The sequence below is a fragment of the Jiangella muralis genome (assembly GCF_001270745.1).
Lineage (GTDB): Bacteria > Actinomycetota > Actinomycetes > Jiangellales > Jiangellaceae > Jiangella > Jiangella muralis.
Genome location: NZ_LFXL01000025.1, coordinates 188111 through 212265, shown reverse-complemented (window position 1 = coordinate 212265; position 24155 = coordinate 188111). Strand labels below are relative to the sequence as shown.

Annotated in this window: 28 protein-coding genes; 15 read left to right on the top strand and 13 right to left on the bottom strand. The window is 73.8% G+C overall.

All coding sequences use genetic code 11. From position 1 onward, the window contains the following. Positions 1–85 precede the first annotated feature (85 nt). Positions 86–715 carry a VOC family protein gene (locus ACW62_RS21220; RefSeq protein WP_053206108.1) on the top strand — a complete coding sequence of 210 codons (630 nt, stop codon included), beginning with the start codon at positions 86–88 and terminating at the stop codon, positions 713–715. A gap of 292 nt (positions 716–1007) precedes the next feature. Here the strand turns inward: ACW62_RS21220 and ACW62_RS21215 are convergent, their stop codons facing one another. From ACW62_RS21215 to ACW62_RS21200, 4 genes are read right to left on the bottom strand one after another with little or no spacing between them, the layout of a single operon-like run. Further along, positions 1008–2132: an NAD-dependent epimerase/dehydratase family protein gene (locus ACW62_RS21215; protein ID WP_083460000.1), complete on the bottom strand. Its 1125-nt coding sequence runs from the start codon at positions 2130–2132 to the stop codon at positions 1008–1010. Between the two features lie 11 nt (positions 2133–2143). Continuing rightward, positions 2144–3370, bottom strand: coding sequence for a hypothetical protein (locus tag ACW62_RS21210; protein WP_053206107.1), 1227 nt, complete (start codon positions 3368–3370; stop codon positions 2144–2146). Continuing rightward, complete coding sequence (locus ACW62_RS21205) at positions 3367–4563, bottom strand: sensor histidine kinase (protein ID WP_083459999.1); 1197 nt, start codon at positions 4561–4563, stop codon at positions 3367–3369. The genes ACW62_RS21210 and ACW62_RS21205 overlap by 4 nt, the downstream gene beginning before the upstream one ends. Then, positions 4560–5261, bottom strand: coding sequence for a response regulator transcription factor (locus ACW62_RS21200; RefSeq protein WP_053206106.1), 702 nt, complete (start codon positions 5259–5261; stop codon positions 4560–4562). Before ACW62_RS21200 ends, ACW62_RS21205 begins: the two co-directional genes overlap by 4 nt. Positions 5262–5374: 113 nt before the next feature. Here ACW62_RS21200 and ACW62_RS21195 point away from each other — a divergent pair, with 113 nt between their 5' ends. The 10 genes from ACW62_RS21195 to ACW62_RS21150 all read left to right on the top strand — a co-directional run bounded on the left by ACW62_RS21195 (position 5375) and on the right by ACW62_RS21150 (position 12634). Continuing rightward, complete coding sequence (locus tag ACW62_RS21195; protein ID WP_053206105.1) at positions 5375–6004, top strand: TIGR04282 family arsenosugar biosynthesis glycosyltransferase; 630 nt, start codon at positions 5375–5377, stop codon at positions 6002–6004. Further along, complete coding sequence (locus tag ACW62_RS21190) at positions 6001–7149, top strand: molybdopterin-dependent oxidoreductase (protein ID WP_053206104.1); 1149 nt, start codon at positions 6001–6003, stop codon at positions 7147–7149. The genes ACW62_RS21195 and ACW62_RS21190 overlap by 4 nt, the downstream gene beginning before the upstream one ends. Then, positions 7146–7574, top strand: coding sequence for a hypothetical protein (locus ACW62_RS21185; RefSeq protein WP_053206103.1), 429 nt, complete (start codon positions 7146–7148; stop codon positions 7572–7574). Before ACW62_RS21190 ends, ACW62_RS21185 begins: the two co-directional genes overlap by 4 nt. Then, positions 7571–8161 carry a methyltransferase domain-containing protein gene (locus tag ACW62_RS21180; RefSeq protein WP_053206102.1) on the top strand — a complete coding sequence of 197 codons (591 nt, stop codon included), beginning with the start codon at positions 7571–7573 and terminating at the stop codon, positions 8159–8161. The genes ACW62_RS21185 and ACW62_RS21180 overlap by 4 nt, the downstream gene beginning before the upstream one ends. Next, the gene (locus ACW62_RS21175) at positions 8161–8826 is read left to right on the top strand and encodes a glycosyltransferase family 2 protein (RefSeq protein ID WP_053206151.1); all 666 of its coding nucleotides are present in this window, start codon (positions 8161–8163) and stop codon (positions 8824–8826) included. The genes ACW62_RS21180 and ACW62_RS21175 overlap by 1 nt, the downstream gene beginning before the upstream one ends. Then, positions 8823–9581, top strand: coding sequence for an S-methyl-5'-thioadenosine phosphorylase (locus ACW62_RS21170; RefSeq protein ID WP_053206101.1), 759 nt, complete (start codon positions 8823–8825; stop codon positions 9579–9581). The genes ACW62_RS21175 and ACW62_RS21170 overlap by 4 nt, the downstream gene beginning before the upstream one ends. Continuing rightward, positions 9581–10144 carry a redoxin family protein gene (locus ACW62_RS21165; protein ID WP_053206100.1) on the top strand — a complete coding sequence of 188 codons (564 nt, stop codon included), beginning with the start codon at positions 9581–9583 and terminating at the stop codon, positions 10142–10144. Before ACW62_RS21170 ends, ACW62_RS21165 begins: the two co-directional genes overlap by 1 nt. A 2-nt stretch (positions 10145–10146) precedes the next feature. Beyond that, the gene (locus ACW62_RS21160; protein WP_053206099.1) at positions 10147–11013 is read left to right on the top strand and encodes a cytochrome c biogenesis CcdA family protein; all 867 of its coding nucleotides are present in this window, start codon (positions 10147–10149) and stop codon (positions 11011–11013) included. Positions 11014–11074: 61 nt separating this feature from the next. Beyond that, the gene (locus ACW62_RS21155) at positions 11075–11512 is read left to right on the top strand and encodes an NfeD family protein (protein ID WP_053206098.1); all 438 of its coding nucleotides are present in this window, start codon (positions 11075–11077) and stop codon (positions 11510–11512) included. Positions 11513–11530: 18 nt separating this feature from the next. Beyond that, positions 11531–12634 (top strand): SPFH domain-containing protein, encoded by a 1104-nt coding sequence (locus ACW62_RS21150; RefSeq protein ID WP_053206097.1) that lies wholly within the window; start codon positions 11531–11533, stop codon positions 12632–12634. 354 nt (positions 12635–12988) lie between these two features. Here ACW62_RS21150 and ACW62_RS21145 read toward each other — a convergent pair whose 3' ends face one another. Genes ACW62_RS21145 through ACW62_RS21125 form a run of 5 tightly spaced genes read right to left on the bottom strand, consistent with a single transcriptional unit; the run spans position 12989 to position 19296 of the window. Further along, positions 12989–13861, bottom strand: coding sequence for a PaaX family transcriptional regulator (locus tag ACW62_RS21145; RefSeq protein ID WP_053206096.1), 873 nt, complete (start codon positions 13859–13861; stop codon positions 12989–12991). Positions 13862–13866: 5 nt separating this feature from the next. Next, complete coding sequence (locus ACW62_RS21140) at positions 13867–16242, bottom strand: bifunctional salicylyl-CoA 5-hydroxylase/oxidoreductase (RefSeq protein WP_053206095.1); 2376 nt, start codon at positions 16240–16242, stop codon at positions 13867–13869. Further along, positions 16239–17876, bottom strand: coding sequence for an AMP-binding protein (locus ACW62_RS21135; RefSeq protein ID WP_053206094.1), 1638 nt, complete (start codon positions 17874–17876; stop codon positions 16239–16241). The genes ACW62_RS21140 and ACW62_RS21135 overlap by 4 nt, the downstream gene beginning before the upstream one ends. Beyond that, positions 17873–18814, bottom strand: coding sequence for an acyl-CoA thioesterase (locus ACW62_RS21130; protein WP_053206093.1), 942 nt, complete (start codon positions 18812–18814; stop codon positions 17873–17875). The genes ACW62_RS21135 and ACW62_RS21130 overlap by 4 nt, the downstream gene beginning before the upstream one ends. Further along, positions 18811–19296, bottom strand: coding sequence for a cupin domain-containing protein (locus ACW62_RS21125; RefSeq protein ID WP_053206092.1), 486 nt, complete (start codon positions 19294–19296; stop codon positions 18811–18813). Before ACW62_RS21125 ends, ACW62_RS21130 begins: the two co-directional genes overlap by 4 nt. Before the next feature lie 83 nt (positions 19297–19379). Here ACW62_RS21125 and ACW62_RS21120 point away from each other — a divergent pair, with 83 nt between their 5' ends. The 3 genes from ACW62_RS21120 to ACW62_RS21110 all read left to right on the top strand — a co-directional run bounded on the left by ACW62_RS21120 (position 19380) and on the right by ACW62_RS21110 (position 21614). Next, the gene (locus ACW62_RS21120) at positions 19380–19811 is read left to right on the top strand and encodes a RidA family protein (RefSeq protein ID WP_053206091.1); all 432 of its coding nucleotides are present in this window, start codon (positions 19380–19382) and stop codon (positions 19809–19811) included. A 103-nt stretch (positions 19812–19914) separates the two neighbouring features. Then, positions 19915–20526 carry an RNA polymerase sigma factor gene (locus ACW62_RS21115; protein ID WP_053206090.1) on the top strand — a complete coding sequence of 204 codons (612 nt, stop codon included), beginning with the start codon at positions 19915–19917 and terminating at the stop codon, positions 20524–20526. After that, positions 20523–21614 carry a hypothetical protein gene (locus ACW62_RS21110; protein ID WP_053206089.1) on the top strand — a complete coding sequence of 364 codons (1092 nt, stop codon included), beginning with the start codon at positions 20523–20525 and terminating at the stop codon, positions 21612–21614. Before ACW62_RS21115 ends, ACW62_RS21110 begins: the two co-directional genes overlap by 4 nt. On the opposite strand, the gene sigJ is transcribed toward ACW62_RS21110, so the two are convergent. Together sigJ and ACW62_RS21100 are read right to left on the bottom strand one after the other, a co-directional pair. Then, on the bottom strand, positions 21608–22474 hold the full coding sequence (gene sigJ, locus ACW62_RS21105; RefSeq protein ID WP_053206088.1) for an RNA polymerase sigma factor SigJ: 867 nt from the start codon (positions 22472–22474) through the stop codon (positions 21608–21610). The genes ACW62_RS21110 and sigJ overlap by 7 nt on opposite strands. An 83-nt stretch (positions 22475–22557) precedes the next feature. After that, positions 22558–22926 carry an MmcQ/YjbR family DNA-binding protein gene (locus ACW62_RS21100; RefSeq protein WP_053206087.1) on the bottom strand — a complete coding sequence of 123 codons (369 nt, stop codon included), beginning with the start codon at positions 22924–22926 and terminating at the stop codon, positions 22558–22560. Between the two features lie 146 nt (positions 22927–23072). Here ACW62_RS21100 and ACW62_RS21095 point away from each other — a divergent pair, with 146 nt between their 5' ends. Then, positions 23073–23381, top strand: a complete 309-nt coding sequence (locus tag ACW62_RS21095; protein ID WP_053206086.1) for a hypothetical protein — start codon at positions 23073–23075, stop codon at positions 23379–23381. Between the two features lie 239 nt (positions 23382–23620). Here the strand turns inward: ACW62_RS21095 and ACW62_RS34235 are convergent, their stop codons facing one another. Together ACW62_RS34235 and ACW62_RS34835 are read right to left on the bottom strand one after the other, a co-directional pair. After that, the gene (locus ACW62_RS34235) at positions 23621–23821 is read right to left on the bottom strand and encodes a sigma factor-like helix-turn-helix DNA-binding protein (protein WP_053206085.1); all 201 of its coding nucleotides are present in this window, start codon (positions 23819–23821) and stop codon (positions 23621–23623) included. Further along, positions 23818–24003, bottom strand: a complete 186-nt coding sequence (locus ACW62_RS34835; protein ID WP_053206084.1) for a hypothetical protein — start codon at positions 24001–24003, stop codon at positions 23818–23820. Before ACW62_RS34835 ends, ACW62_RS34235 begins: the two co-directional genes overlap by 4 nt. Positions 24004–24155 lie beyond the last annotated feature (152 nt).

Here is a 24155-nt window from a genome sequence, read left to right as displayed (position 1 = left end):
GGGAAAAGCAAGACGGCAATAGTTTAGGTATCGCATAAGCCATCCTTATTCGTGGGCGGCAGCGCGGGATCGCTACGGTGGGGCCATGGATGTTGACGTCGACCACCTGGTGTGGGCCGGGCCCGATCTCGACCGGCTGGTCGAGCACGTCACGGTGGAGACCGGAGCGACACCGGTCTACGGCGGACGCCACGAAGGCCGGGGCACGCACAACCACCTGGTCGGGCTCGGCCCCGGCCGGTATCTGGAACTGCTCGGCCCGGACCCCGGGCAGCCCGAGCCGTCCCGGCCGCGGCCGATGCGCGTCGACGGGCTGACCGGCCCCGCGCTGGTCGGATGGGCGGTACGCACCGACGACATCGACGGGTGCGTCGCGGCGGCCCGCGACCGCGGGTACGACCCCGGTGACGTCGCGGAGATGTCCCGCCGCACGTCCGACGGCACCCTTCTGACCTGGCGCCTGACCCCGCCGGAGGGCGGCTTCGACGGTGTCGTGCCGTTCGTGATCGACTGGCTGGACAGCCCGCATCCGGCGTCGGGCCTGTCGTCGTCCATGACGCTGGGAGGGCTCACGTTGCGGCACCCCGAGCCGGACCGGGTGAGCGCTGCTCTCACGGCGCTGGGCCTCGACGGCCTGGCGGAGGTCGTCCACGACCCGGCGCCGGGCATCTCCGCCGTGCTGACGACTCCGCGTGGCGACGTCCTGATCGGCTGACCTACGCCTGGCCCAGCGGTCCCAGCCGGGACGGCGGGAATCGCTCGGTGTGGGTGTCGGCGAGGGAATATGGCACCCCGAACGCCGTCGGCATGAGCGGCCGGAGCGGGGTGGTACGTGCGGAAGCGGGTGACGTCAGCGCCAACAGTTGGCGCTGATGTCAACGCGTCGGATCGCAACAGCCCGACCGGGGCCGCTGCGGTGTGTCGGCAAGCGCTTGCCGGCGGGCGGTTCGTCCGTTCGGCTCCGCTCTGTCAGGTCCAGGCCTCTGCCGAGGAGGGACCCGTGGAGCTCAGTCGCCGCCGAGTGCTGTCGATCCTGTCCACCGCGGGTCCGGCCGCGGTCGTCCACCCACCGCCAGCGGGAGGGGTCCGTGCGGTGACCGGGCCCGCAGCGGCGCGTGGGCGAACTCGGCCACGCCCGCCGCGAACGGGACGCGCGCGGTGAACCCGAGGTGGTCGGCGGCGCGGCCGGGGGAGGCGACGACGTGGCGGACGTCGCCGAGGCGGTACTCGCCGGTGACGACGGGGCGCGGCGAGCCGGCACCGAAGGCCGCGGACAGGGCGGTCGCGAGGTCCAGGATCGGGTGCGGCTCGCCGCTGGCGACGTTCAGCGCGCCGCTCCAGCCGGAGCCGAGGGCCAGGACGTTGGCCCGGGCGACGTCGCGGACGTGGACGAAGTCGCGCAACTGGCCGCCGTCCTCGAAGACGCGCGGTGCCTCGCCGCGGGCCAGCGCACTGCGGAAGATGCTGGCCACGCCCGCGTACGGGGTGTCGCGCGGCATCCGCGGGCCGTAGACGTTGTGGTAGCGCAGCGCGCAGACGGCGGCGCCGGTCTCGCGGCCGTACGCGAACGCCAGGTGCTCGGTGTGCAGCTTCGTCGCGGCGTAGACGTTGTGCGGGTCCGGTGGCGCGTCCTCGTCGACCTGCTCCCAGGACAGCTGGGCGCCGCAGCGCGGGCAGGGCGGCTCGAACCGGCCGGCGTCGAGGTCGGCGACGGAGCGGGGGCCGGGAGCGACGGCGCCGTCGCGTGAGCAGCTGTACCGGCCCTCGCCGTAGACGACCATCGACGAGGCGACGACGAGACGGCCGGCGAACCGGCGCCGCCACAGCGCGCGCAGCAGCACGGCGGTGCCGAGGTCGTTGTCGGACACGTAGCCGGCGATGTCGCCGAGATCGATGCCCAGCCCGACGCGGGCGGCCTGGTGGCAGACGGCGTCGACGTCGCCGGCGGCGCGTGCGACGGCATCGGCGTCGCGCAGGTCGGCCACCCGCAGGTCGACGCCGTCCGGCAGGTCCGGCGGCGCGTCGTGCGCGACCAGCGAGTCGAGCACGACGACCTCGGCTCCCTGCTCGACGAGCTGGTCGACGACGTGCCCGCCGATGAACCCGGCGCCGCCGGTGACCAGTACCTTCACGACTTCTCCTCTCACCAGGGCGACCGCAGCGCGGCCTGCAGGACGACGGCGACGGCGACCTGGAGGACGAGCCACCGCCGCGACGAGGTCAGGGCGGCGCCGGCCAGCAGCACCAGCGGCATGAACGGCTGCCAGATCCGCTCGGTCTCGGCCGACGACAGCCCGGACAGGTCGGCGACGAGCACGGCCGCCAACCCGGAGCCGACGACCAGCCAGGCCCGCTGGTCCCGCAGCCGGGCCAGCCCCGCCGCCACCGCGGGCCCGACGGCCAGCGCGAACACCGCCAGGTTGGCCAGCAGGAAGTACGCGTACGGCCGGTCGGCGCCGACGCCCGCGTCGTACTGCACCCGGGTCGCGGCCAGCCCGTCGGGCCACCAGAACCCCCACAGCGACGGCAGCGCGACGACGACGGCGCCCGCCGCGGCCGCGGACGCGAGCACCGCCCGCCGCCGCCACAGCGCGACCACCGCGATCGGCACCGCGAGCAGCGCGAGACCGTAGCTGAACAGCAGCGACAGCCCGAACACCGCACCACCGGCGGCGGCCAGGGGCCAGCGGCGGGCCACCACGACGAGCGCCACGCCGGTCAGCGCCAGCCCGCCGAAGATCACATCGGCGTTGGTGTGCCAGACGGCCGCCGGTGCCAGCACCACGAACGGCGCGGCGGCGCGGGCGAACCGCTCGGAGACGACGTCGCGGGCGATCACCAGCACGGCGACGGCCGCGGCCGCGACCCCCGCCATCGCCAGCGCCGTCTCCCACCCGGCTCCGGACAGCCCGGCCCGGGCCGACGCCCACAGCGTCAGCACCAGCCCCGGCGGGTGTGCCTGGAGGTGGACGGGGACGGCGTCCTGGTGCTCGACGTAGCCGCGCAGGAACGCCACCGGACCGCCACGGTCGTCGACCAGCCCGATGTGCCGCCCGTACGCCTGCCCGATGTCGGCGAACCCCGAGGCGCCGTCGACGGCGGCCAGTGCCAGGCTCCAGCCGATCGCCGTCACCGCCACCGCGCCGAGCACCCGCCGCCACGGCCACCGCGCCGCCAGCTCCGGCAGCACCAGCGCCGCGGCCGCACCCACGGCGACCGGCGCCGCGAGCCGCCAGATCGGTGCGAGCTCCCAGCGGCCGTACAGCGGGATCGCGTCGAGGTGCAGGTCGTCGGCCGGCAGCGCCAGGCCCCAGACCCAGGCGACGACCAGCAGCACGACCCAGCCGGTCAGGGCGAGCCGAACCCTCACGCCGGGAGCCGGATGGTGAACCGGCAGCCGTACTCGTGGTTGGCCACCTCGACGGAGCCGGCGTGCGCCTCGACCAGGCCGCGGGCGATCGCCAGCCCCAGCCCGCCGCCGCCGGCGTCGCGGCCGCGCGCGGTGTCGCCACGGAAGGCGACGTCGAACACGCGATCCAGGTCCGGTTCCGGGATGCCGCCGCACTCGTCGATGACCTGCAGCACGGCGCCGTCGTCGTCGCGGCCGGACCGGACGACCACCCGGCCGCCGGCCGGCGTGTGCCGGATGGCGTTGTCGAGCAGGTTGTTCAGGGCGCGGGTGAACTCGCGGGCCGAGACCTCGGTGACGGGCAGGTCGTCGAACTCCTCGACCAGCCGGACGCCCCGGACGGAGGCGTGCGAGGCCGCGCCCGCCAGCGACTCGGCGACGGCGTCGCCGATGGGAACCAGTTCCGGCCCGAGCCGGACGGCGCCACTGTTGATCCGCGACAGCTCGAAGAGGTCGTCGACCAGGGCGGTGAGCCGCTCGGCGTCGCCGCGGATCTGCCGGTGGTAGCGCTGGACGGTGGCGCTGTCGTCGGCCACCTCGTCGTCGAGCGCCTCCGCCATCGCGCGGATCGTCGCGAGCGGGCTGCGCAGGTCGTGCGACACCCAGGCGATCAGCTCGCGCCGCGACGCCTCCAGCGCGCGCTCGCGCCGCCGGGACTCGTCCAGCCGGGTGGAGACGTCGGCGAGCTCGGCCGCCAGCGCGGCCAGCTCGCCGGGCCCGGTGACGGCGGCCGGCCCGTCGCCGCCGTCGACCATCGTGCGGGCCAGGTGCCCGACCTGCCGCGTCCCGGTGCCGATGTCGTCGCCGAGTTGCAGCGCCGCGCCCACCGCCATGGCGGTCGCGACCGCGACCACGATGAACAACGCCACGAGGTCGTGCGTCGAGATGAACATCGCCAGCGCCGCGGCCACGACCCCTGCCACCGTCATGAGCAGCGACGACACCGCGACGACGAGTAGCTGGGCGCGCACCGGCCGGCCGCGGAACCGGCGCAGCACGGTGGCGCCGGCGACGAAGGCGGCGCCGGAGGCCAGCGCCGTCACGCCCACCAGGATCGCGGTGTCGCGGGCCGGGATGCCGGCGGAGACGGCGATGACGCCGGCCACGACGAGGCCGGTCGCCAGGACCGCGACGGTGGTGGCCTGCCGGGTCATGGCCGGAACCGGTAGCCGACGCCGCGGACGGTGAGCAGGTGCCGCGGCGTGGACGGGTCGGTCTCGATCTTCTCGCGCAGCCGCCGCAGGTGCACCGTCACGGTGGAGGTGTCGCCGAAGCGCCAGCGCCACACGGCCTCCAACAGCTCTTCGCGGCGGTAGGCCACGCCCGGATGCGTCATGAAGTGCACGAGCAGATCGAACTCCTTCGTCGTGAGCGCCACCAGCTGCCCGTCGCGCCGCACCTGGTGCGCGACCAGGTCGATCTCGCAGCCGGCCCCGGTCAGCCGCCGGGCCGCGGTCGACGGCGTGACGTTCCCGGCGGCCGCACGGCGCAGCACCGCCTTGACCCGGGCGGACAGCTCGCGGGGCGAGAACGGCTTGGTGACGTAGTCGTCGGCGCCGATCTCGAGGCCGGCGATGCGGTCGTTCTCCTCGCCGAGCGCGGTGAGCATGACCACCGGGATGGGCGCGACGAGGCGCAGCCGCCGGCAGAGCTCGAGGCCGTCGAGGCCGGGCAGCATGAGGTCGAGCACGATGAGGTCGGGCAGGGTGTCGAGCGCCTTCGCCAGGCCGGTGGTGCCGTCGGCGGCGTAGTCGACCTCGAAGCCGTCGCGGCGCAGGTACCGCCCGACCACCTCGGACAGCGCCGGGTCGTCGTCCACCACCAGCACGCGCTGGGCCGGTCCGGGATCCATGGGTCCACCATGCCACCGCCGGTGACCGCTTCGCCCCAGGTCGGACGGGTACGGCAGCAGAGTTTCGCCCTTTGTAAGAATCATGCCAGCCGGTCGACCCTACGGTCGGCAGGGTGGATGCCACCCAGGTGCTCGTGGTCGCGAAGGAACCGGTCCCCGGCCGGGTGAAGACCCGCCTCTGCCCGCCGCTGAGCCCGGCCGAGGCCGCTTCGGTCGCCGCGGCCGCGCTCGCCGACACGCTCGACGCCGTCGCCCGGTGTGGCGCCGGCCGGCGCATCCTCGTGCTCGACGGCCGGCCCGGGCCATGGCTGCCGCCCGGCTTCGAGGTGATCCCGCAGGTGCGCGGGCCACTCGGCGTCCGGCTGGCGGCCGCGTGGAGCCACGCCGGCGGCCCGGGGGTGCAGATCGGCATGGACACCCCGCAGCTGACGCCGTCGCTGCTGGACGAGGCGCTGGGCCTGCTGACCGGCGACGGCGCCGTGCTCGGGCCGGCCGCGGACGGCGGCTGGTGGGCGTTGGGCCTGGGCCGCTGGCGGCCGGGCGTCTTCGACGGCGTGCCGATGAGCACGGCACGCACGGGGGACCGTCAGGCTCGGCGGCTGCGGTCGCTGGGCCTGGCGGTGACGTCGCTGCCGGTGCTGCGCGACGTCGACACGGCGGCCGACGCGGTCGCGGTGGCCGCCTCGGCCCCGGACACGCGGACGGCGGCCGTGGTGCGGTCGCTGCTGACGGTGGCCCGGTGAGGCTGCCCGAGGCCCGGGACGAGGCGCTGCGGCAGCCGGTGCACGACGCACGCACGGCCGCGATCCTGGGCATCGCGCTCGGCGTCTGTTTCCTGACCTGCTTCCTCACCGGGCTCTACTCGCACGTCCAGCAGCACCCGGTGGACTGGCTGCCGATCCCGCCGCGGCCGGCGTCGCTGTACCGGGTGACCCAGGGCGTGCACGTGGCGACCGGGTTCGCCGCCGTGCCGCTGCTGGTGGCGAAGCTGTGGTCGGTGTATCCGCGGCTGTTCCGCTGGCCGCCGGTGAGCGGCGTCGCGCACGCCGCCGAGCGGCTGATGCTGGTCCCGCTGACGTTCGGCGCGGTGTTCATGCTGTTCTCCGGGGTGGCGAACGTGTCGCGGTGGTACCCCTGGGGGTTCTACTTCCCGGCGGCGCACTACTGGGTCGCGTGGATCACGATCGGCGGGCTGGTCGCGCACCTCGGCGCGAAGGCGGCCGTCGCGCGGGCGGCGCTGGCCCGGCCGGGTCATCCGGTGGCGGCGGCCGCGCCGGGCACGCTCGGGCGGCGCGGGTTCCTCGGCGCGGTGGCGGTCGCCGCGGGCGTTGTCACCGTCACCACCGCGGGTCAGACGGTGACGCCGTTGCGGCCGCTGACGCTGTTCGCGCAGCGCCGTCCCGACCTCGGCCCACAGGGCGTGCCGGTGAACCGCAGCGCCGTGCAGGCCGGTGTCGTCGAGGCCGCGTCCGACGCTGGGTTCCGGCTGCGGGTCACCGGGGCCGTGGCGCGGCCGGTCGAGCTCACCACGGGGGAGCTCGACGGGCTGGCTCGCCGCGTGGCCGAGCTGTCGATCGCCTGCGTCGAGGGCTGGAGCGCGTCCGCGCGGTGGCGCGGCGTCCCGATCGCCGACCTGCTGACCACCGCCGGCGTCGACCCGGACGACGACGTCACGGTGCGGGTGGAGTCGCTGCAGGCCGGTGGCCGGTACCGGGCGTCGGAACTGAACCACCTACAGGTCCGCGACCCGGACACCATGCTGGCGGTGGCCGTGAACGGCGAGCGGCTCGATCTCGACCACGGCTATCCGTGCCGGCTCATCGGGCCGAACCGGGCCGGTGTCCTGCAGACGAAATGGGTGCGCGAACTGGTGGTGATCCGCACATGACGGAGCGGACGCCGTCCGGCCCGTTCTTCTGGACCTGCCTGATCGCCGGGGCGGGCATCGCCGGCTACGGCCTGGCCGGCGCGTGGGCCGACCGCGCGGACACCCGGCCGGTGGACCTCGCCGTCTGGCTGGCCGGGTCCGGGCTGGTGCATGACGTCCTGCTGGCACCGGCCGTGGTGGCCGCCGCGCTGGCGACCCGGTGGGTGCCGGTGGTCGCGCGGCTGCCGGTGCGGCTCGGGCTCGCGCTGAGCGCGCTGCTGACCGTCCTGTTCTGGCCGGTCGTCCGTGGCTGGGGCCGGTCGCCGTCGGTGCCCAGCGCGCTGCCGCTGGACTACGGCCGTAACCTCGTGCTCGTCCTGGCGATCACCTGGATGGTCGTCGCGGCGGCCGTCGTCGTACGCGTCCTGCGGAGGAGAGCCCGATGACGGTGCTGATGCGCGCCCGCGACGGGTGGACGCAACCGCTGGCCGTAGCGGCGTGGACGGCGGCGGCGACGCCGGCGGAGCGGGCGCTGCTGGCGTCGCTGCGCGGCCCCGTCCTCGACCTCGGCTGCGGGCCGGGCCGGCTGGTGGTGGCGCTGGGGGAGCTCGGCATCCCGGCGCTCGGCGTCGACGCGTCGGCGCACGCCGTCGACCAGGCCCGGGCACGTGGCGCGACGGCGCTGCGCCATTCGGTGTTCGACCCGCTGCCGGGGGAGGGCCGCTGGCACAGCGTGCTGCTGCTCGACGGCAACGTCGGCATCGGCGGCGCGCCCGTCGACCTGCTGCGCCGGGTCGGGCGACTGCTGTCCGGCGACGGGCGGGCCGTCGTCGAGGCCGCGCCGCCGGGCGCCGGCTCGTGGACGGGCGAGGCCAGGCTGGAACGCGACGACGAGATCAGCGGGTGGTTCCCCTGGGCGCGGGTGGGGGCCGACGACCTCGTCCGGGTCGCCGCGGCGGCTGGGTTGCGGCTGACCGGCTGGCACGTCGCGGCCGGACGCTGGTTCGCCCGGCTGGGCCGGGTGGTCGCATGATCGATGTCGTCCTCCCGGTGCTGGACGAGGCCGCGGCGATCCCGTGGGTGCTCGGCCGGATGCCCGCCGGCTACCGTCCGATCGTCGTCGACAACGGGTCCGCCGACGGGTCGGCAGCGGTGGCCGGCGCGCACGGCGCCGTCGTCGTCGAGGAGCCCACGCGCGGGTTCGGCGCCGCGTGCTTCGCCGGCCTGACCGCGGCGACCTCGGACGTCGTCTGCTTCATGGACTGCGACGCCTCCCTTGACCCCCGCGACCTACCGGTCGTGGCCGGTCCGGTGGCCGCGGGGGAGGCCGATCTCGTGCTCGGCGCCCGGCCGGGGCGGGCGATGTCGCCGCACGTCCGGCTGGCCAACCGGTACCTCGCCCGGCGGGTGACCGCGTACACCGGCGCGCGGGTCAGCGACATCGGGCCGATGCGCGCGGCCCGGCGCGAGGACCTGCTCCGTCTGGGCCTGGCCGACCGGCGATCCGGCTGGCCGCTGGAGATGGTGCTGCGGGCCGGACGGGACGGCTGGCGGGTCACCGAACGGGCGGTGCCGTACCACCCGCGCACCGGCCGGAGCAAGGTCACCGGCACCGTCGGCGGCACCGTCCGCGCGGTGCTGGACATGCGGCGACGGCTCACCGAGACCCGTCGCCTGATCCGTGCGGAGGAGAGATGACACCAGAGATCGGGATCTTCGGCGGGTCCGGGTTCTACTCGTTCCTGGACGACGCCGAGACGGTGGAGCTGGAGACCGAGTGGGGTCCGCCGTCGGCGCCGGTCACGGTGGCCGAGGTCGACGGCGTGGGCGTGGCGTTCCTGCCCCGGCACGGTCGGCACCATGAGCTGCCGCCGCACCGGGTGAACTACCGCGCCAACATCGACGCGATGCGGCGACTCGGCGTCCACACGCTGGTGGCGCCGTTCGCGGCCGGGTCGCTGCGACCGGAGCAACGGCCCGGCGACTTCGTCGTCGTCGACCAGCTCGTCGACCGCACCTGGGGCCGGGCCGACACCTTCCACGACCGCTTCGACGACGGCCCGCGGCACGTGTCGCTCGCCGAGCCCTACACCCCGCGGGTCCGGAGCGCCCTGCTGGACGCCGGGCGCGTGGCCGGGGTGACCATGCACGACGGCGGCACCGTGGTGGTGATCAACGGCCCGCGCTTCTCCACCCGCGCCGAGTCCGCGTGGCACCGCCAGGCCGGCTGGCACGTCGTCAACATGACGCAGTACCCCGAGGCGGCGCTGGCTCGCGAGGCGGGCCTGGACTTCGGCGGGGTTGCGCTCGTCACCGACTACGACACGGGACTCGACGGGCAACCGGAGGTGCCGCCGGTGCGCCAGGAGGAGGTCTTCGAGGTGTTCCGCGGCAACGTCGAGCGGGTCCGCTCGCTGCTGTTCGCCGCCGTCGCGGACCTGGCGGTGCGGTGATGGGCGCCCGCGCCGGCCTGCTCGCCGTCGTCGTCCTGCTGGCCGGGTGCGGTGCGGCGGAGGTGGACGAGCCGGAGGCGGCGCCGTCGTCGTCGCCTTCGGCCACACCGTCGCCGACCCCGACCCCGACCCCGACGCCGGCGGTCGTCGTGCCGGAGGAGCTGGACTTCACCGCCGCGACGGTCGGCGGCGGTACGTTCGACGGCGCGAGCCTGGCCGGCCGGCCCGCCGTGCTGTGGTTCTGGGCGCCGTGGTGCCCGGTCTGCCAGCGGGAGGCGCCGCTCATCGCCGGCCTCGCCGCCGACTACGAGGGGCGCGTGGCGTTCGTCGGCGTGGCCGGGCTGTCCGGCGACCTCGCCGCGATGGAGGAGTTCATCGCCGACGGCGGCGTCGACGCCATCACCCACATCGACGACCGCGACGGCGCCGTCTACAGCCGGTTCGGGGTCACCCAGCAGTACGACCTCGGCCTCGTGTCGGCCGACGGCACCGTCGAGGTGATCCGCGGACCGCTGGACGAGGACGAGATCGTGGCCGAGGTCGAGCGGCTGGCCGCGGGCTGACCATGGGCGGCGTTCCGATCGAGTTCGCGCTGTTGCTCGGGTCGGTGGCGGCGCTGAACCCGTGCGGCTTCGCGCTGCTGCCGACCTACCTCACCCTGCTGGTGGCGCAGGACGGGCCGCCCGGCACCGCCGCCGCGGTGCGCCGGGCGGGCGTCATGACCGCGGCGATGACGGCCGGGTTCGTCGCCGTGTTCGGCACCTTCGGGCTGGTCGTGGTGCCGGCCGCGGTGTCCGTCGAGCGGTTCCTGCCGTGGGCGACCATCGTGATCGGGGTCGCGCTGGTCGCCGTCGGCGGCTGGCTGGTGGCGGGCCGGGAGCTGATGGTCCGGACGCCGCGGCTGACGGGCGCGGCGCCGTCGTCGTCGGCGTGGTCGATGGCCGGGTACGGCGTCGCGTACGCCGTGGCCAGCCTGTCCTGCACAGTCGCGCCGTTCCTCGCGATGGCCACGGCCACGTTCAGGTCGTCGGGCATCGTCGCCGGCCTGGCCGCGTTCGTCGCGTACGGCGTCGGGATGGGTCTGGTGGTCGGCCTCCTCGCCGTGGCCGTCGCGCTCGGCAGCGACGCCGTCGTGCGCCGGGCCCGCCGGCTGCTGCCCTACGTGTCGAGGGCGAGTGGGGCGCTGCTCATCCTCGCCGGCGGTTATGTCGCCTACTACGGGGGTTACGAGCTGCGGGTGCGTGCGGGTGGCGACCCTGCCGACCCCGTCATCGACACCGCACTGGAGCTGCAAGGCCTGCTCAGCGGCCTGGTCGCCGACGCCGGACCGGCCCGGCTCGCCGTCGCGGCAGCCGTCGTCGTGGGCGCCGGGCTGGTGCTGGGCCTGGTTCGGCGGCGCACCGCCGATCACGATCCGATGCAGGGATGTTGAGCGCGGCGTCTGCCGAGATAGATTGAAAGAAACCGTCCCGCGCGTCCGGGAGGTCGGTTCGATGTCGTGGATCTTGTGGCTCGTGGTGGCCGCGGCGCTGGGCGCTGCCGAGTTCTTCACCCTCACGTTCGCGTTCGGCCTGCTCGCCGGCGCCGCGCTGGTGGCGGCCGTCGTGGCGGGCCTGGGTGGTGCCTGGTTGCTGCAGATCGCCGCGTTCGCCATGGCCGGCGCGGCCGGGCTGCTGATCGTGCGGCCCATCGCCCGGCAGAACATGAGCCACCCGCCGCTGACCAGCGAGGGCAGTGACGCGCTGATCGGGAAGAAGGCGGTCGTCCTCGAAGAGGTCACCGCCGACCACGGGCTGATCAAGCTGTCCGGAGAGACCTGGTCCGCACGGACCCTGGACGACGACCACGTGATCCCCGTCGGCGCGCTGGTCGACGTCATGGAGATCGAGGGCGCCACGGCCATCGTCTACCCCCGGGAACTGCTGCCCTGACAACCCGACGGAGGAGACATGGAACTACTGGTACTCGTGCTCGTCATCGCCGCCGTGGTGATCTTCGGGGTCGCCTCGACGGTCCGCGTCGTGCCCCAGGCCCGCCGCTACAACGTCGAACGATTCGGGCGTTACCGCACCACGCTGCAGCCCGGCCTGAACTTCATCATCCCGATGGTCGACCGCATCAACACCAAGCTGGACGTGCGCGAGCACGTGTTCACCTCGCAGCCGCAGCCGGTCATCACCCAGGACAACCTGGTCGTGAACATAGACACGGTGCTCTACTACCAGATCACCGACCCCCGCGCCGCCGCCTACGAGGTGGCCAACTACCTGCAGGCCATCGACCAGCTCACCGTCACCACGCTGCGCAACGTCATCGGCAGCATGGACCTCGAGAGCACGTTGACCTCGCGCGAGGTCATCAACGCCCAGCTGCGGACGGTGCTCGACGACGCGACGGGGAAGTGGGGCATCCGGGTGAACCGGGTCGAGATCAAGGCGATCGACCCGCCGTCCACCATCAAGGAGGCCATGGAGAAGCAGATGCGGGCCGAGCGCGACAAGCGCGCCGTCATCCTGCACGCCGAGGGGGAGCGGCAGTCCAAGATCCTCACCGCCGAGGGCACCCGGCAGCAGGAGATCCTGGAGGCCCAGGGCAACCAGCAGGCGATGATCCTGCGCGCCGACGGTGAGGCCCGCGCCATCGAGCGGGTCTTCCAGGCCGTGCACCAGAACAACGCCGACCCGAAGGTGCTCGCCTACAAGTACCTCGAGACGCTGCCGCACCTGGCCGACGGCCCCAACAACACCTTCTGGGTCATCCCGGGCGAGCTCACCGAGGCGGTCCGGTCGGTCACCGGCGCGTTCGGCGACTACTCGCGGATGGGCGCGGCACCGGCGGCCGGCGGCGAGGACGACGGCGACGACGGGCCGGCCGCGCTGGACGCGAACGGACGTCGCGAACTGACCAGCGCGGGCTCCCTCTCCACCGACGCCGCAGCGGCTGCCGACCAGGTCGCCCAGCAGGCCGAGGCCGCCGTCGAGGACGCCAAAGCAGAAGCCGCGGCGGCCGAGACCACTCCCGAGACGAAGCCGGGCCGCAACCCGCGCCGGTGACATCCACCATGATCATCCACCTTTTCGGCCGTCATAGCAGCTCAAAAGGTTGATGATCATGGTAGGCGTGCCCTCGTCGGCTTGGTCGGGCCGGCTTCGCGTTGGCTGGCCGGACAGTGCGCCGGGTTCCGCGCCGTGGGGCAGTCTGGGCACACCTCGATGCCCGGAGCCGTCCTCGATAGCGAGAACCGTCCGAAAGGCCCCTCGAAGACGAATCCCGCCATCGAAGACGGTCGCGGGAGTCGAGGACACCAAACGGTGCGCCGACACGAACGGCGAACGGCCCACTTGCGGACCACGGCGAACGCGGCGAACCGTCCACCCGATCAACCGGACTCACTCATCCAAGCGAAGCTACGCGGGCACGCCGGGCCGGGCCGGTTGAGATGGACGGGGCGTCCAGTGTCCGGCGGCGTGGGCGAGGGCCCGGCCCTCCAGGAGGGTGACGAGGCGCTCGAACACGGCCAGGGCGCCGGGGCCGCTCCAGTCGTCGGCGAGCACCTCGCGGGGGAGGCCGGGATCGCGGAACGGGAGCTTGCGCCAGTGGTCCACGGCGCTGAGGTAGGTGACGAAGGCGTGCTCGGGCGCGACGACGTGGCTGGCGTCGAGGGCGGCGATCTCGGGCTGGAAACGGGTGACGAACTCGCGGTAGCGGCGGTCGATGCCAGCGAGGTCCCAGCTCTCGTAGAGCAGCGTGCGCAGGTCCTGACCGGCGACGTAGGCGCCGACGAAGATCGCGGCGTAGCGGTCCAGGCCGAGTTCGCGCACGGCCTGCTCGGCGGCGCCGCGCATGCGGGCCGGCGCGATCCACATCGCGGTCGAGATGTTCCCGAAGCCCAGTGAGGCCAGGTGGGCGCGCAGCTGGTGCCGTTTCGCGCGCTCGGACTCGGGCACGGAGAAGTTGACGATGCACCAGCCGTCGTCGAGGTTCGCCGGCTGGCGGGCGTGCCAGATGATCTCGTCGCCGGCGACCAGCGCCTTCACCGCCACCGGCGTGAGCGCGTAGCCACGCCGCCCGCCCCGGCTCTCGGCGGCCAGCCAGCCACGCTGCTTGAGCCGGAACACCGCCGTGCGGACGCTCCTGGCGTCGAGCCCGAGCTGCTCCATGAGGTCGACGGTTCCGGCGATGGGCATCCAGTCGCCCATGCGCCGGACGACGGCGCCGAGGAAGCTCACCATGACGGTGCGCGTGCGGCGCGTACTGGCGGTCTCGTCGGCCGGGATCATCGGGGTCATTCTGCCTGGCCGCGCCGGTTCGGGGTCCACCGCAGATGGACGGTGCCGGCGGCGCCGTCGCGGAGCAGCGAGAGGCGGGGCGGGACCTTGTCGGTGCGCGCCGTCGGGGGACGGCGGCGCCCGGCCGCCCAGGGGTCCGGCCAGTCGGCGCCGGGACCCCGGTACTCCTGTTCCGCCGCCGCATGCAGCGTCCACTGCGGGTCGTACAGGTGGGCGCGTCCGAGGGCGCAGAGGTCGGCGCGGCCGGCCAGCAGGATCGAGTTGACGTCGTCGTAGGAGGAGATCGCGCCGACGGCGATGACGGCGACGCCCGCGGGGACGGCGACCTGGTGGCGGATCCTGTCGGCGAACGGGGTCTGGTACGACCGCCCGAACGCGGGCTTCTCGTCCTTGGTGACCTGGCCCGTGGAGACGTCGATGGCGGCGGCGCCGTGGGCGGCGAACGCCCGCGCGATCTCGACGCCGTCCTCGTCGGTGGTGCCGCCGGGCACCCAGTCGGTCGCGGAGATGCGGACCGTCACCGGAAGGGTGCCGGGCACCACGCGACGAACCGCGTCGAACACCTCCAGCGGGAACCGCAGCCGGTTCGGCAGCGGGCCGCCGTACTCGTCGGTGCGCCGGTTCGCGACCGGGGACAGGAACGAGCTCAGCAGGTAGCCGTGGGCGGCGTGCAGTTCGATCAGGTCGAACCCGGCCGCGACGCCACGCTCGGCCGCGGCGACGAAGTCGGCCACCACCTGGTCCAGGTCGGCGCGGGTCGCCTCGCGCGGCAGGTGGCAGCCATCGCCGTACGGCAGCGGCGACGGCCCGACGACCTCCCAGTTGCCGTCGTCGAGGGGCTCGTCCATGCCCTCCCACATCAGCTTGGTGGAGCCCTTGCGGCCCGAGTGCCCGAGCTGGAGCCCGATCTTCGCCGTGGAGCGGGTGTGGACGAAGTCCGTCACCCGCCGCCAGGCGTCGCGCTGCTCGTCGGTCCAGATGCCGGTGCAGCCGGGCGAGATGCGGCCTTCGGGCGAGACGCAGGTCATCTCGGTCATGACCAGCCCGGCGCCGCCGAGCGCCTTCGCGCCCAGGTGGACGAGGTGGAACTCGTTCGGCCGGCCGTCCTCGGCGGAGTACATGTCCATCGGCGAGATGACGACGCGGTTCTTCAGCTCCAGCGGGCCGATGCGCACCGGCTGGAACATCGCCGGGGCCACCGTGCCGGCCGGCTGGAGCCGCGCGAACTCCGCCTCCATGCGGGCGGCGAACTCCGGGTCGCGTTCGCGGAGATTGCCGAACGTGATGCGGCGGGACCGGGTGAGCAGGTTGAAGACGAACTGGGCCGGATCCTGGCCGGCGTACATGCCGATGTTCTCGAACCATTCCAGCGACGCCTGCGCGGCCCGCTGGGTCGACTCGACGACCGGCTTGCGCTCGGCCTGGTACGCGGCGAGCGCCGTGTCGACGCCGGGGTGCTCGTGCAGGCACGCGGCCAGCGCCAGGGCGTCCTCCATGGCCAGCTTCGTGCCGGAGCCGATGGAGAAGTGCGCGGTGTGGGCCGCGTCGCCGAGCAGCACGACGTTGCCGTCGTACCAGCGCTCGTTGCGCACGGTGTGGAAGTTGAGCCACTTCGAGTTGTTGGTGAGCACGCGGTGTCCCCGCAGCTCGTCGGCGAAGATCTCGCCGATGCGGCGGACGGCGTACTCGTCGGAGGCGCCCGGCGGGAGGTCGTCGTGCTCGGTGGCGTCGAAGCCGGCCCGGCGCCACACGTCCTCGTGCAGCTCGACGATGAACGTCGAGCCCTGGTCGGAGTAGGGGTAGCCGTGGATCTGCATGGTGCCCCACGGCGTCTGCTTGACGAAGAACTGGAACGCCTCGAACACGAGGTCGGTGCCGAGCCAGATGTACTTGTTCGCCCGCCGGTCCAGGTCCGGCCCGAAGACGTCGGCGTACTTGGTGCGGATGGTGGAGTTGAGCCCGTCCGCCGCCACCACCAGGTCGTATGACGCCCGCAGCTCGCCCGGGCCCGGCGCCGGCGTCCGGTAGTGCACGGTGACGCCCAGCTCGGCGGCCCGCTCCCGCAGGATCGCGAGCAGCTCCTTGCGGCCCATCGCGGCGAAGCCCTGCCCGCCGACGGTGAACGCGTGGCCGTTGACCTCGACGTCGATGTCGGTCCAGCGGGCGAACCCGCGCTCCATCCGGTCGTGGATCACCGGGTCGGCGCCCTCGATGGCGCCCAGTGTCTCGTCGGAGAACACGACGCCGAAGCCGAAGGTGTCGTCGGGCGCGTTGCGCTCCCACACCGTCACGTCGTGACCGGGGTCGAGGCCCTTCATGAGGGCCGCGAAGTACAGCCCTCCGGGCCCGCCACCCGCGATCGCGATCCTCATGCCGGGTCCGTCTCCAGCAGCTGCCGCAGCTTGAAGCGCTGCAGCTTGCCGCTGGAGTTGCGGGGGAGCGCGGGGAGGAACAGCACCTTCCGCGGGTACTTGTACGGGGCCAGCTCGCTCTTGGCGAACCCCTGCAGCTCCGCGACCTTCGCGTCGTCGCCCGCCACGCCGTCGCGCAGCACGACGAACGCGCAGACGACGGCGCCCCGCTCGGGATCCGGGGCGGCCACGACGCCGCACTCGACGACGTCGGGGTGGGCGTCGACGGCGGCCTCGACCTCGGGACCGCTGATGTTGTAGCCCGACGACACGATCAGGTCGTCGGTGCGGGCCCGGTACCAGAAGTAGCCGTCCTCGTCGCGCACGAAGGTGTCGCCCGTGACGTTCCAGCCGTCGACGACGTAACCGGCCTGGCGTGCGTCGTCGAGGTACCGGCAGCCCACCGGGCCGATGACGGCGAGCCGGCCCGCGACGCCCGCGGGGGCCTCGGCGCCGTCGGCGTCGAGGATGGTGGCGCGGAAGCCGGGGACGGGCTTGCCCGTCGCGCCCGGGCGGATCTCGTCGCCGGCCGCGGAGATGAAGATGTGCAGCAGCTCGGTCGCGCCGATGCCGTCGATGACCTCGAGGCCGTGGTCGTCGTGCAGTTGCTGCCAGGTCGACTGCGGCAGGTGCTCGCCGGCGCTGACGGCGACCCGCAGGCCGGCCAGCTGGTCGCCCTTCCCGCACCTGACGATCTGCCGGTAGGCGGTGGGTGCGGTGGCCAGCACCGTGACCCCGTGGCCGGAGATCAGGTCGGCCAGCTGGGGTGGTGTCGCCGCCTCGGTCAGGAAGGCGCAGGCCCCGGCCCGGAGCGTGAAGACGACCAGCATGCCGAGGCCGAAGGTGAACCCGAGCGGCGGGCTCGCCGCGACGAGGTCGTCGGGCCGCAGCCGGAGCACGTGTTTGCCGAACGTGTTGTCGATCGAGAGTACGTCACGGTGGAAGTGCATCGTGATCTTCGGCGTCCCCGTGCTGCCCGAGGTCGGGCCGAGCAGGGCGACGTCGTCGGCCGCGGTGTCGACGGCGGTGAAGGTCGCCGGCTTCGTCGCGACCCTCCTGGTGAGGTCGTCGTCGGCGTCGCCGCCGTAGGCGACGATCCGCAGGTCCGGGGCCGCGGCGTCCCGCACGGCGCCGACGTCGTCGACGAACCGGTGGTCCACGAGCGCGATGACCGGCCGGGTCTTCTCGACGATCGGCGTCAGCTCGCGCTCGCGGAGCGCCGCCATCGTGGTGACGGCGATGCCGCCGGCCTTCAGGACGCCGAGCCAGGCGGCCACCGTCCACGGGTTGTTCGGGGACCGGATCAGGACGCGGTTGCCGGGCACCAGGCCGAGGTCGTCGACGAGCACGTGGGCGACGCGGTCGGCCCGCTCCCGCAGCTCGCCGTACGTCCACAGCTCGCCGCCCGGGGTCCGCACGGCCGGGCGATCGGCGCCGAAGGTGGTGACGGCGCGGTCGATGAGCTCGGCGGCCGCGTTGAGCCGGTCCGGGTAGTCGAGCTCCGGGGTGCTGAACTCGAGCGTGGGCCACTGCTCGGCCGGGGGCAGGTTGTCGCGGGCGAAGGTGTCGGCGTACGCCGAGGGGCTGAGCGTCATCGCGGTCCTCCGTCGTCGTACCGCAGCACGCCTTCCTGGACGACGGTGGCGAGGTGCGTGTGGTCGGGAGCGAAGAAGTGACCGAGCCCGACCCCGCGACCGGCGTCGGCGGCGACGGCCTGCTGCGCGTACAGGAGCCAGCCGCCGAGCACGTCCGCCGCCGGCGCCCGGTGGAACCACATGGCGTGGTCGAGGCTGGCCGTCACCAGGCCCTCGGCCGCCCAGGGCAGGCCGAGGACGCGCAGCAGCGGCTCGAGGATCGTGTAGTCGCAGACGTACGCGAGCGCCGCGAGGTCGCGCTCGGCGTCGGTGAGCCCGTCGACCGGGCGCAGCGGGTCGAACGGCCGCACCCAGACGGCCTGGTGCGGCAGCCGCTCCCCGTCGACGGTGAGGTACACCGGTCCGGGGACGTGCCGCTGGTCGAAGCCGCGGCCGGTGGACCAGTACCGCTGGGACTCCTCGGTCATCGTGCCGCCGCTCCGGCCGTCGAGGTACGCGGCCGAGCTCGGCACCCGCTCCGGCGGGTCGACGCCGTCAGGGTAGGCGGCGGCGAACGTCCCGCCCGGCTCGCCGGCGGCGAAGCTCGCCAGGCAGACGTAGACCGGCTTGCCGTTCTGGAAGGCGCGGACCTGGCGGGTGGCGTAGCCGCGGCCGTCGCGCAGCAGCTCGACCTCGTACCGCACCTCCATGCCGATCTCGGCCGGGCGCATGAAGTACGAGTGCATCGAGTGCAGCGTCTTGCCGTCGGTGACCGACCGCATGGCGGCGGCGGCCGCCTGGGCGACGAGGTCGCCGCCGTACGCCTTCGGCCACGGGCACGGCTGCGTCGTCGCGGTGAACGCGAGGTCGAAGTGCTCGGCCGGGGCCGGCTTCAGCGTCAGGGCCGCCGACAGGATCCGCGACGTGGCCGGCGGGCCGGGCGGCTGCCCGCCGCTCACGGGCGGTCCGTCCAGTGCCGCAGGTCGGCGTCGTCCACCTGCGGGAGGTTGACCACGAGGTTCTCCGGCGTCCGGGTGGTCATCCAGGTCAGCGGCCGGTTGCGGTCGAGGTTGCACTCGACGTGCGGCAGGAACGGGGGGACGAACACCCAGTCGCCCTCCTCCATGTCGAGGTAGTCGGCGAACCGCTCGCCGAAGTAGATGCGGGCGCGGCCCGAGAGCACGTAGCCGCCGGTCTCCGCCTCACCGTGATGGTGCGGGACGGACCGGTAGCCCGCCTCGTTGCGGACCTTCCCGAACCAGATTCGGGTGGCCGGGGTGTGCTGGATGCTCACGCCGGAGATCCGGGTGGCGCCGTCCGACTGACCGGTGTCGGCCGGCTCGGCGCCGGCCCGGGTCACCACCGGGACGACCAGGCCGCTCTCGCTCGCGTACATCGAGGCATCGCCCTCGAGGACGTACTTGCTGAGGTCGGGCTCCATATTTCAGAATTTGCACGACCGTTGAGTGCTTGTCAATAGACTGCTACCGTGCCGTCACGATCCCCGTCACAGGAGTCCCAGCCATGGCGACGAGCGCGACCGCCCTTCCGGTCAACCCTCCGTCCCTGCCGGAGCCGCGCGGCTACTCGCACGGGACGCTGAGCGGGAACACGTTGTACCTCGGCGGTCAGACGGCCCTCGACGCGGCCATGCGGATCGTCCCCGGCGGCATCGTCGAGCAGTTCCGTCAGGCGTTCGGCAACCTGCTCGCGACCCTGGCCCACGTCGGCGGCGAGCCCGGTGACCTCGTCAACGTCACGATCTACCTGACCGACATCCCGGACTACCAGGCGCACGGCAAGGAGATCGGCGCGGTGTGGCGCGAGCTGGCCGGCCCGGTCTACCCGGCGATGGCGGGCATCGGCACCACGGCGCTCTGGCAGCCGGAGGCGATGATCGAGATCGTCGGCGTCGCGGTGATCCCGCCGGAGCGCCTCGTCGTCCCGGCCGGCTGACCGCCCGGTCGCGTCCCGGACCTTCGCCCGACGATGAAACGTCGCGGCGCTCAGCGGACATGTCAGGTTGACGGGCACTCCCAACGGAGGCAAAGGGGGCGACGTGCCTGCGTGGAGTACCCACCGCCACGATGACGAGACGACCAGACGCGGCAGGTTCGAGGCGGTCTTCGCGGCGGAGTCGCGCGCCATCCTGGGCTACGCGCTGCGCCGGGTCGAGGCGGCCGAGGACGCCGCCGACGTCGTCGCCGAGACGTTCCTGGTCGCGTGGCGGCGCATCGACGACGTCCCGGCCGGTGCGCAGGCGCGGCCGTGGCTCTACGGCGTGGCCCGCCGCGTCCTGGCCAACCACGCCCGCGGCGCCCGGCGCCGCACCAGGCTGGGCGAACGGCTCCGCGACGAGCTGCTGACCGGTCCGGACGTCATCCGCATCGACGAGGACGACCCGGCCGCGACGGTGCGCGCGGCGCTGCTCCGGTTGCCCGGCGACGACCGTGAACTGCTGCGGCTGACCAGCTGGGAGGGGCTCGGCCCGGCCGAGCTGGCGACCGCGATGGGGCTGCCGCCGGGGACGGTGCGCACCAGGCTGCACCGCGCCCGCAAGCGGCTGCGGGCCGAGCTGGAAGCGCTCGGCCGGGACGGCGAACGCCCGGCCCCGACCGGACATGTGAACGGTGACGGACGGTTGTCCGTCCGGCTGGAGGAGGGTTCATGAACGACGAACTGGAGTCGCTGGTCGAGCGGACCGCACGGGTCCGCGACGCCGACGTCGAGGCGTTGCCCCTTCGCGCAGCCGAAGCCGACCTGATGGAGTCGATCATGTCCACGCCCGTTCTCGAATCCCTGCCCGGCGTCGAACCGCCGCGACGGCGCCGTGGCGCGCGCCGCCTGGCGGCCCTCGCGGGCGCCGCCGCCGTCGTCACCGCCGGTGTGCTCGCCGCGCAGTCCGGCGGCGACGACCGGCCCGCCTGGGCCGCCGAACTGCTGGAGGTCGCGGAGTCCGCGCCCCGGCTGATCGTCGACGACCCGGACTGGCGCATCGCCGACGCCGAGGAGTTCGACGTCGACCGTGGCAACATGCTGTTCTCCGACGGCACCGACGAGCTGGAGCTGTCCTGGTCGCCCGGGGACGCCTACGCGGACGTCCTCGCCAACCTACGCACGGACATCGACCACGAGGACGCCGTTGTGGTCGCCGGCCACGAGGCTGTGCTCGTCCAGTACGACGCCGCCGAGCTGGTCTTCGCAACGGTCTGGCAGCAGGACGGCTACCTCATGTGGGCCACCGGTCGCACGTTCGACGACCAGGAATCCTACGAGGACGTCCTGGGCCTGTTCACCGAGACCGACGTGGACACCTGGTTGTCGGCCATGCCGGAGAACGTCGTGGAACCGCAGGATCACGACGCCGTGGTGGCCGAACTGCTGGCCGGCCTGCCGACGCCGGCCGGCTTCGACGCCGGGGCCATCGGCGATGAGGGTGTCCACGGGCGGTACCACGTGGGCGCGCGGGTCGCCGGAGCCGTGGCCTGCGCGTGGATCGATCAGTGGGTCACGGCCGCCGCCGACGGCGACACCGCCGCCGCGCAGGAGGCCATCACCGCCATGGCGACGTCCCGCGACTGGCCGGTGCTCCAAGAGATGGCCGAGGAAGGCGCGTACCCCGACGTGCTGTGGGAGTACGCGGACGCCCTGGCCAACGGCGGGGTGGACGCCTGGGGTCAGAGCATCACCGAGGAGGTGACCGGCGGCGACGGCGACACCGTCGGCGTCGCCTACAAGGAGGCGCTGGGCTGCTACTGACGGCCGAAGCCGCGCAGCTTGTCCGGGTTCACCACGAAGAGGACCCGTTCGATGCCGCGGCCGGAGACGTCGAGGGCGAGGACCGCCAGCGGTGCGCCGGCGGCGTCCGTGACCAGCAGGGCGCCGCCGCCGTTCGCGTCGACGACGGTGAAGCTGGCCTCGCTCCAGAACTTGCGCAGGATGTTGTCGAGGTACAACACCACCCGCTCGACGCCATGGAGGTCGACGCGGGAGACGTGCACCTTGCCGCCGCCGTCGGCGCGGGCGGCGACGTCCTCGGTGAAGAGGCGCTCCAGGGCCTCGAGGTCGCCGTCGCGGGCAGCGGCGGCGAACGTCTCGACCAGACGGCGGCGCAGGCCGGGCGGGGCCGGCGCCGCCCGGCCGGACTCCAGCGCGAGCCGCGCCCGCCGGGCCAGCTGGCGGGCGTGCGGCTCGGAGATCTCCAGGATCTCGCCGATGCGGCGGTACGGGTAGTCGAACGCCTCGTGCAGGACGTACACGGCCCGCTCGGCCGGGCTGAGCCGCTCGAGCAACAGCAGGACCGCGAGGTCCAGCGCCTCGGCCCGCTCGGCGCCCAGCGCGGGATCGTCGCTGGTGTCGACCGGTTCGGGCAGCCACGCGCCGGGGTAGGTCTCGCGCCGGGCGCGGGCCGACGTCGCCGCCGTCAGCGCCAGCCGGGTCACCGTGGTGGTGAGGAAGGCGGCCGGGTTCTCGACCTCGTCGCGGTTGGTGCGCTGCCATCTGATCCACGCGTCCTGGACGACGTCCTCGGCCTCCGCGACGCTGCCCAGCATGCGGTAGGCGATACCGAACAGCTGCGGCCGCACGTCGAGGAATTCGGCGACGCCGTCCGTGGTCACGAGATCACGGTATACGGCGCTAACAGCGGACGTCGCGCGGCCGAATCCAGGGCGATCACCCGAACCGGAGCCGCCCGACTCACTCACCTCGACTCCCGAGGCTCGTGCGGCAGCCGGTCGCCCTGCCGCTCGACGACGTCCTGGGGCGCCGTCAGCCGCCACGCCTCGAACGTCAGCTCCACCAGTTCGTCACGCTCGATGCCGTCGAGGTGGACCACCACCCAGCCGAACGCGCCGGCGGTGAACTGGATCTCGAACACCTGCGGCCGCTCCGCCACCAACGCCAGCTGTTCGGCGATGGTCTGCTTCAGCCCGACGGTCGACGTGGCGGGCCAGAGGTACCCGAACGTCCGCCCGGCGACCCGGAACGTCGTCCAGCGGTCGGAGTCGGCGCCGGTCGCGCCGGGCAGGTGGTGGACGATGGCGAGGAAGTCGGCGATCGGCACGGCCATGCCCCCATCGAAGCAGGCGCGGGCCGGCTGGTCCGGTCCGGGGCGACTGCACCGCCCGTCGTGGGGTATTCAGGGCCGCAGGGGCGGAGAATCGGCCGTCCGGCGCATCGAGGCGCCGGGGCCGGTGCCGCGCAAGGGGGCACGCCATGAGGGAACTCGTCGCCGAGCTCGACCACGCACTCGGGGCACTGGGGGAGGACGACCGGCGCGCCGCGCTGCGCGCCCTGATGCCGTCGGTGGTCCGCTGGTACCAGGACTCGCTGGCACTCGACGACCCGGCCCGCCCCGTCCACCTCGACCTGCTGCTGTGGGTGGATGAGGTGTCGGCCGGGCTGATCGGCCCCCTCTGCGCCGCCGCCCAGGACGTCCGCCGCGCCGCGACGCCGGTCCGGGCCCCGCGGCGGATGCCGAGCCAGCGACACCCGCGGGCGGCCACCGGCTGGTCCGGCGGCTGACCGGTCTGCGGGCTCGGGCCTGTGCCAGCCCGCCGCCCGCGCTCGTCGGAAACGATCAGGTGACCTAGCGCCCCTTCTGGCGGCCGCTTCGTCACCTGATCGTTTCGTGTCCGCATGCTGGAGAGTTGATCAGGTGACGTTGCGCTGTTCGTGGACGCGGTTTGGTCACCTGATCGTTTTCCAGAGGTGGATCAGGTGACGAAGCGGCGGGGCGGGGGCGGGGCCGGGCCGTCTTGCGGTCAGGCGTCGACGGTGGGGGCGGCGTGGTAGGCGGCCCGCAGCGCCTTGCGGGCCCGCGCCGCCAGGCTGGAGACGGCGTTGGGGGTCATCGAGAGCCGCGAACCCAGCTCGGACGGCGAGTAGCGCTCGACGTCGACGAGCCAGAGGACGTGGCGCCAGCGGGCGGGCAGGCTGGCCAGCGCCGTCGCCGCCCGGCTCACGTCGCCGGACCCGTCGCCGGGCCCGTTGCCGGACCTGTCGCCGGACCGTCGCCCGGCATGTCGCCGGAGCCGTCGCCGGGTCGGCCGAGCAGCGCGTCCCACGCCGCCGGGTCCTGGACGGCGACGATGCGGCCGCGGGCGCTGGAGTGCCGGTAGGCCAGCCGTTTCACCGTCGACAGCACGTAGCCGGGGTGTGGCTGACCGTCCGCCGCCCGCGGGACGGTTGCCCAGCCTGCCGCCCGGGGTGACTGGCCCGCCGCCCGGGGACGGGTTCCCAGCCCGCCGCCCGCGCGTGTGCCTGTGGCTGACCGGTCCGCCGTCCGCGGGCCGCCGC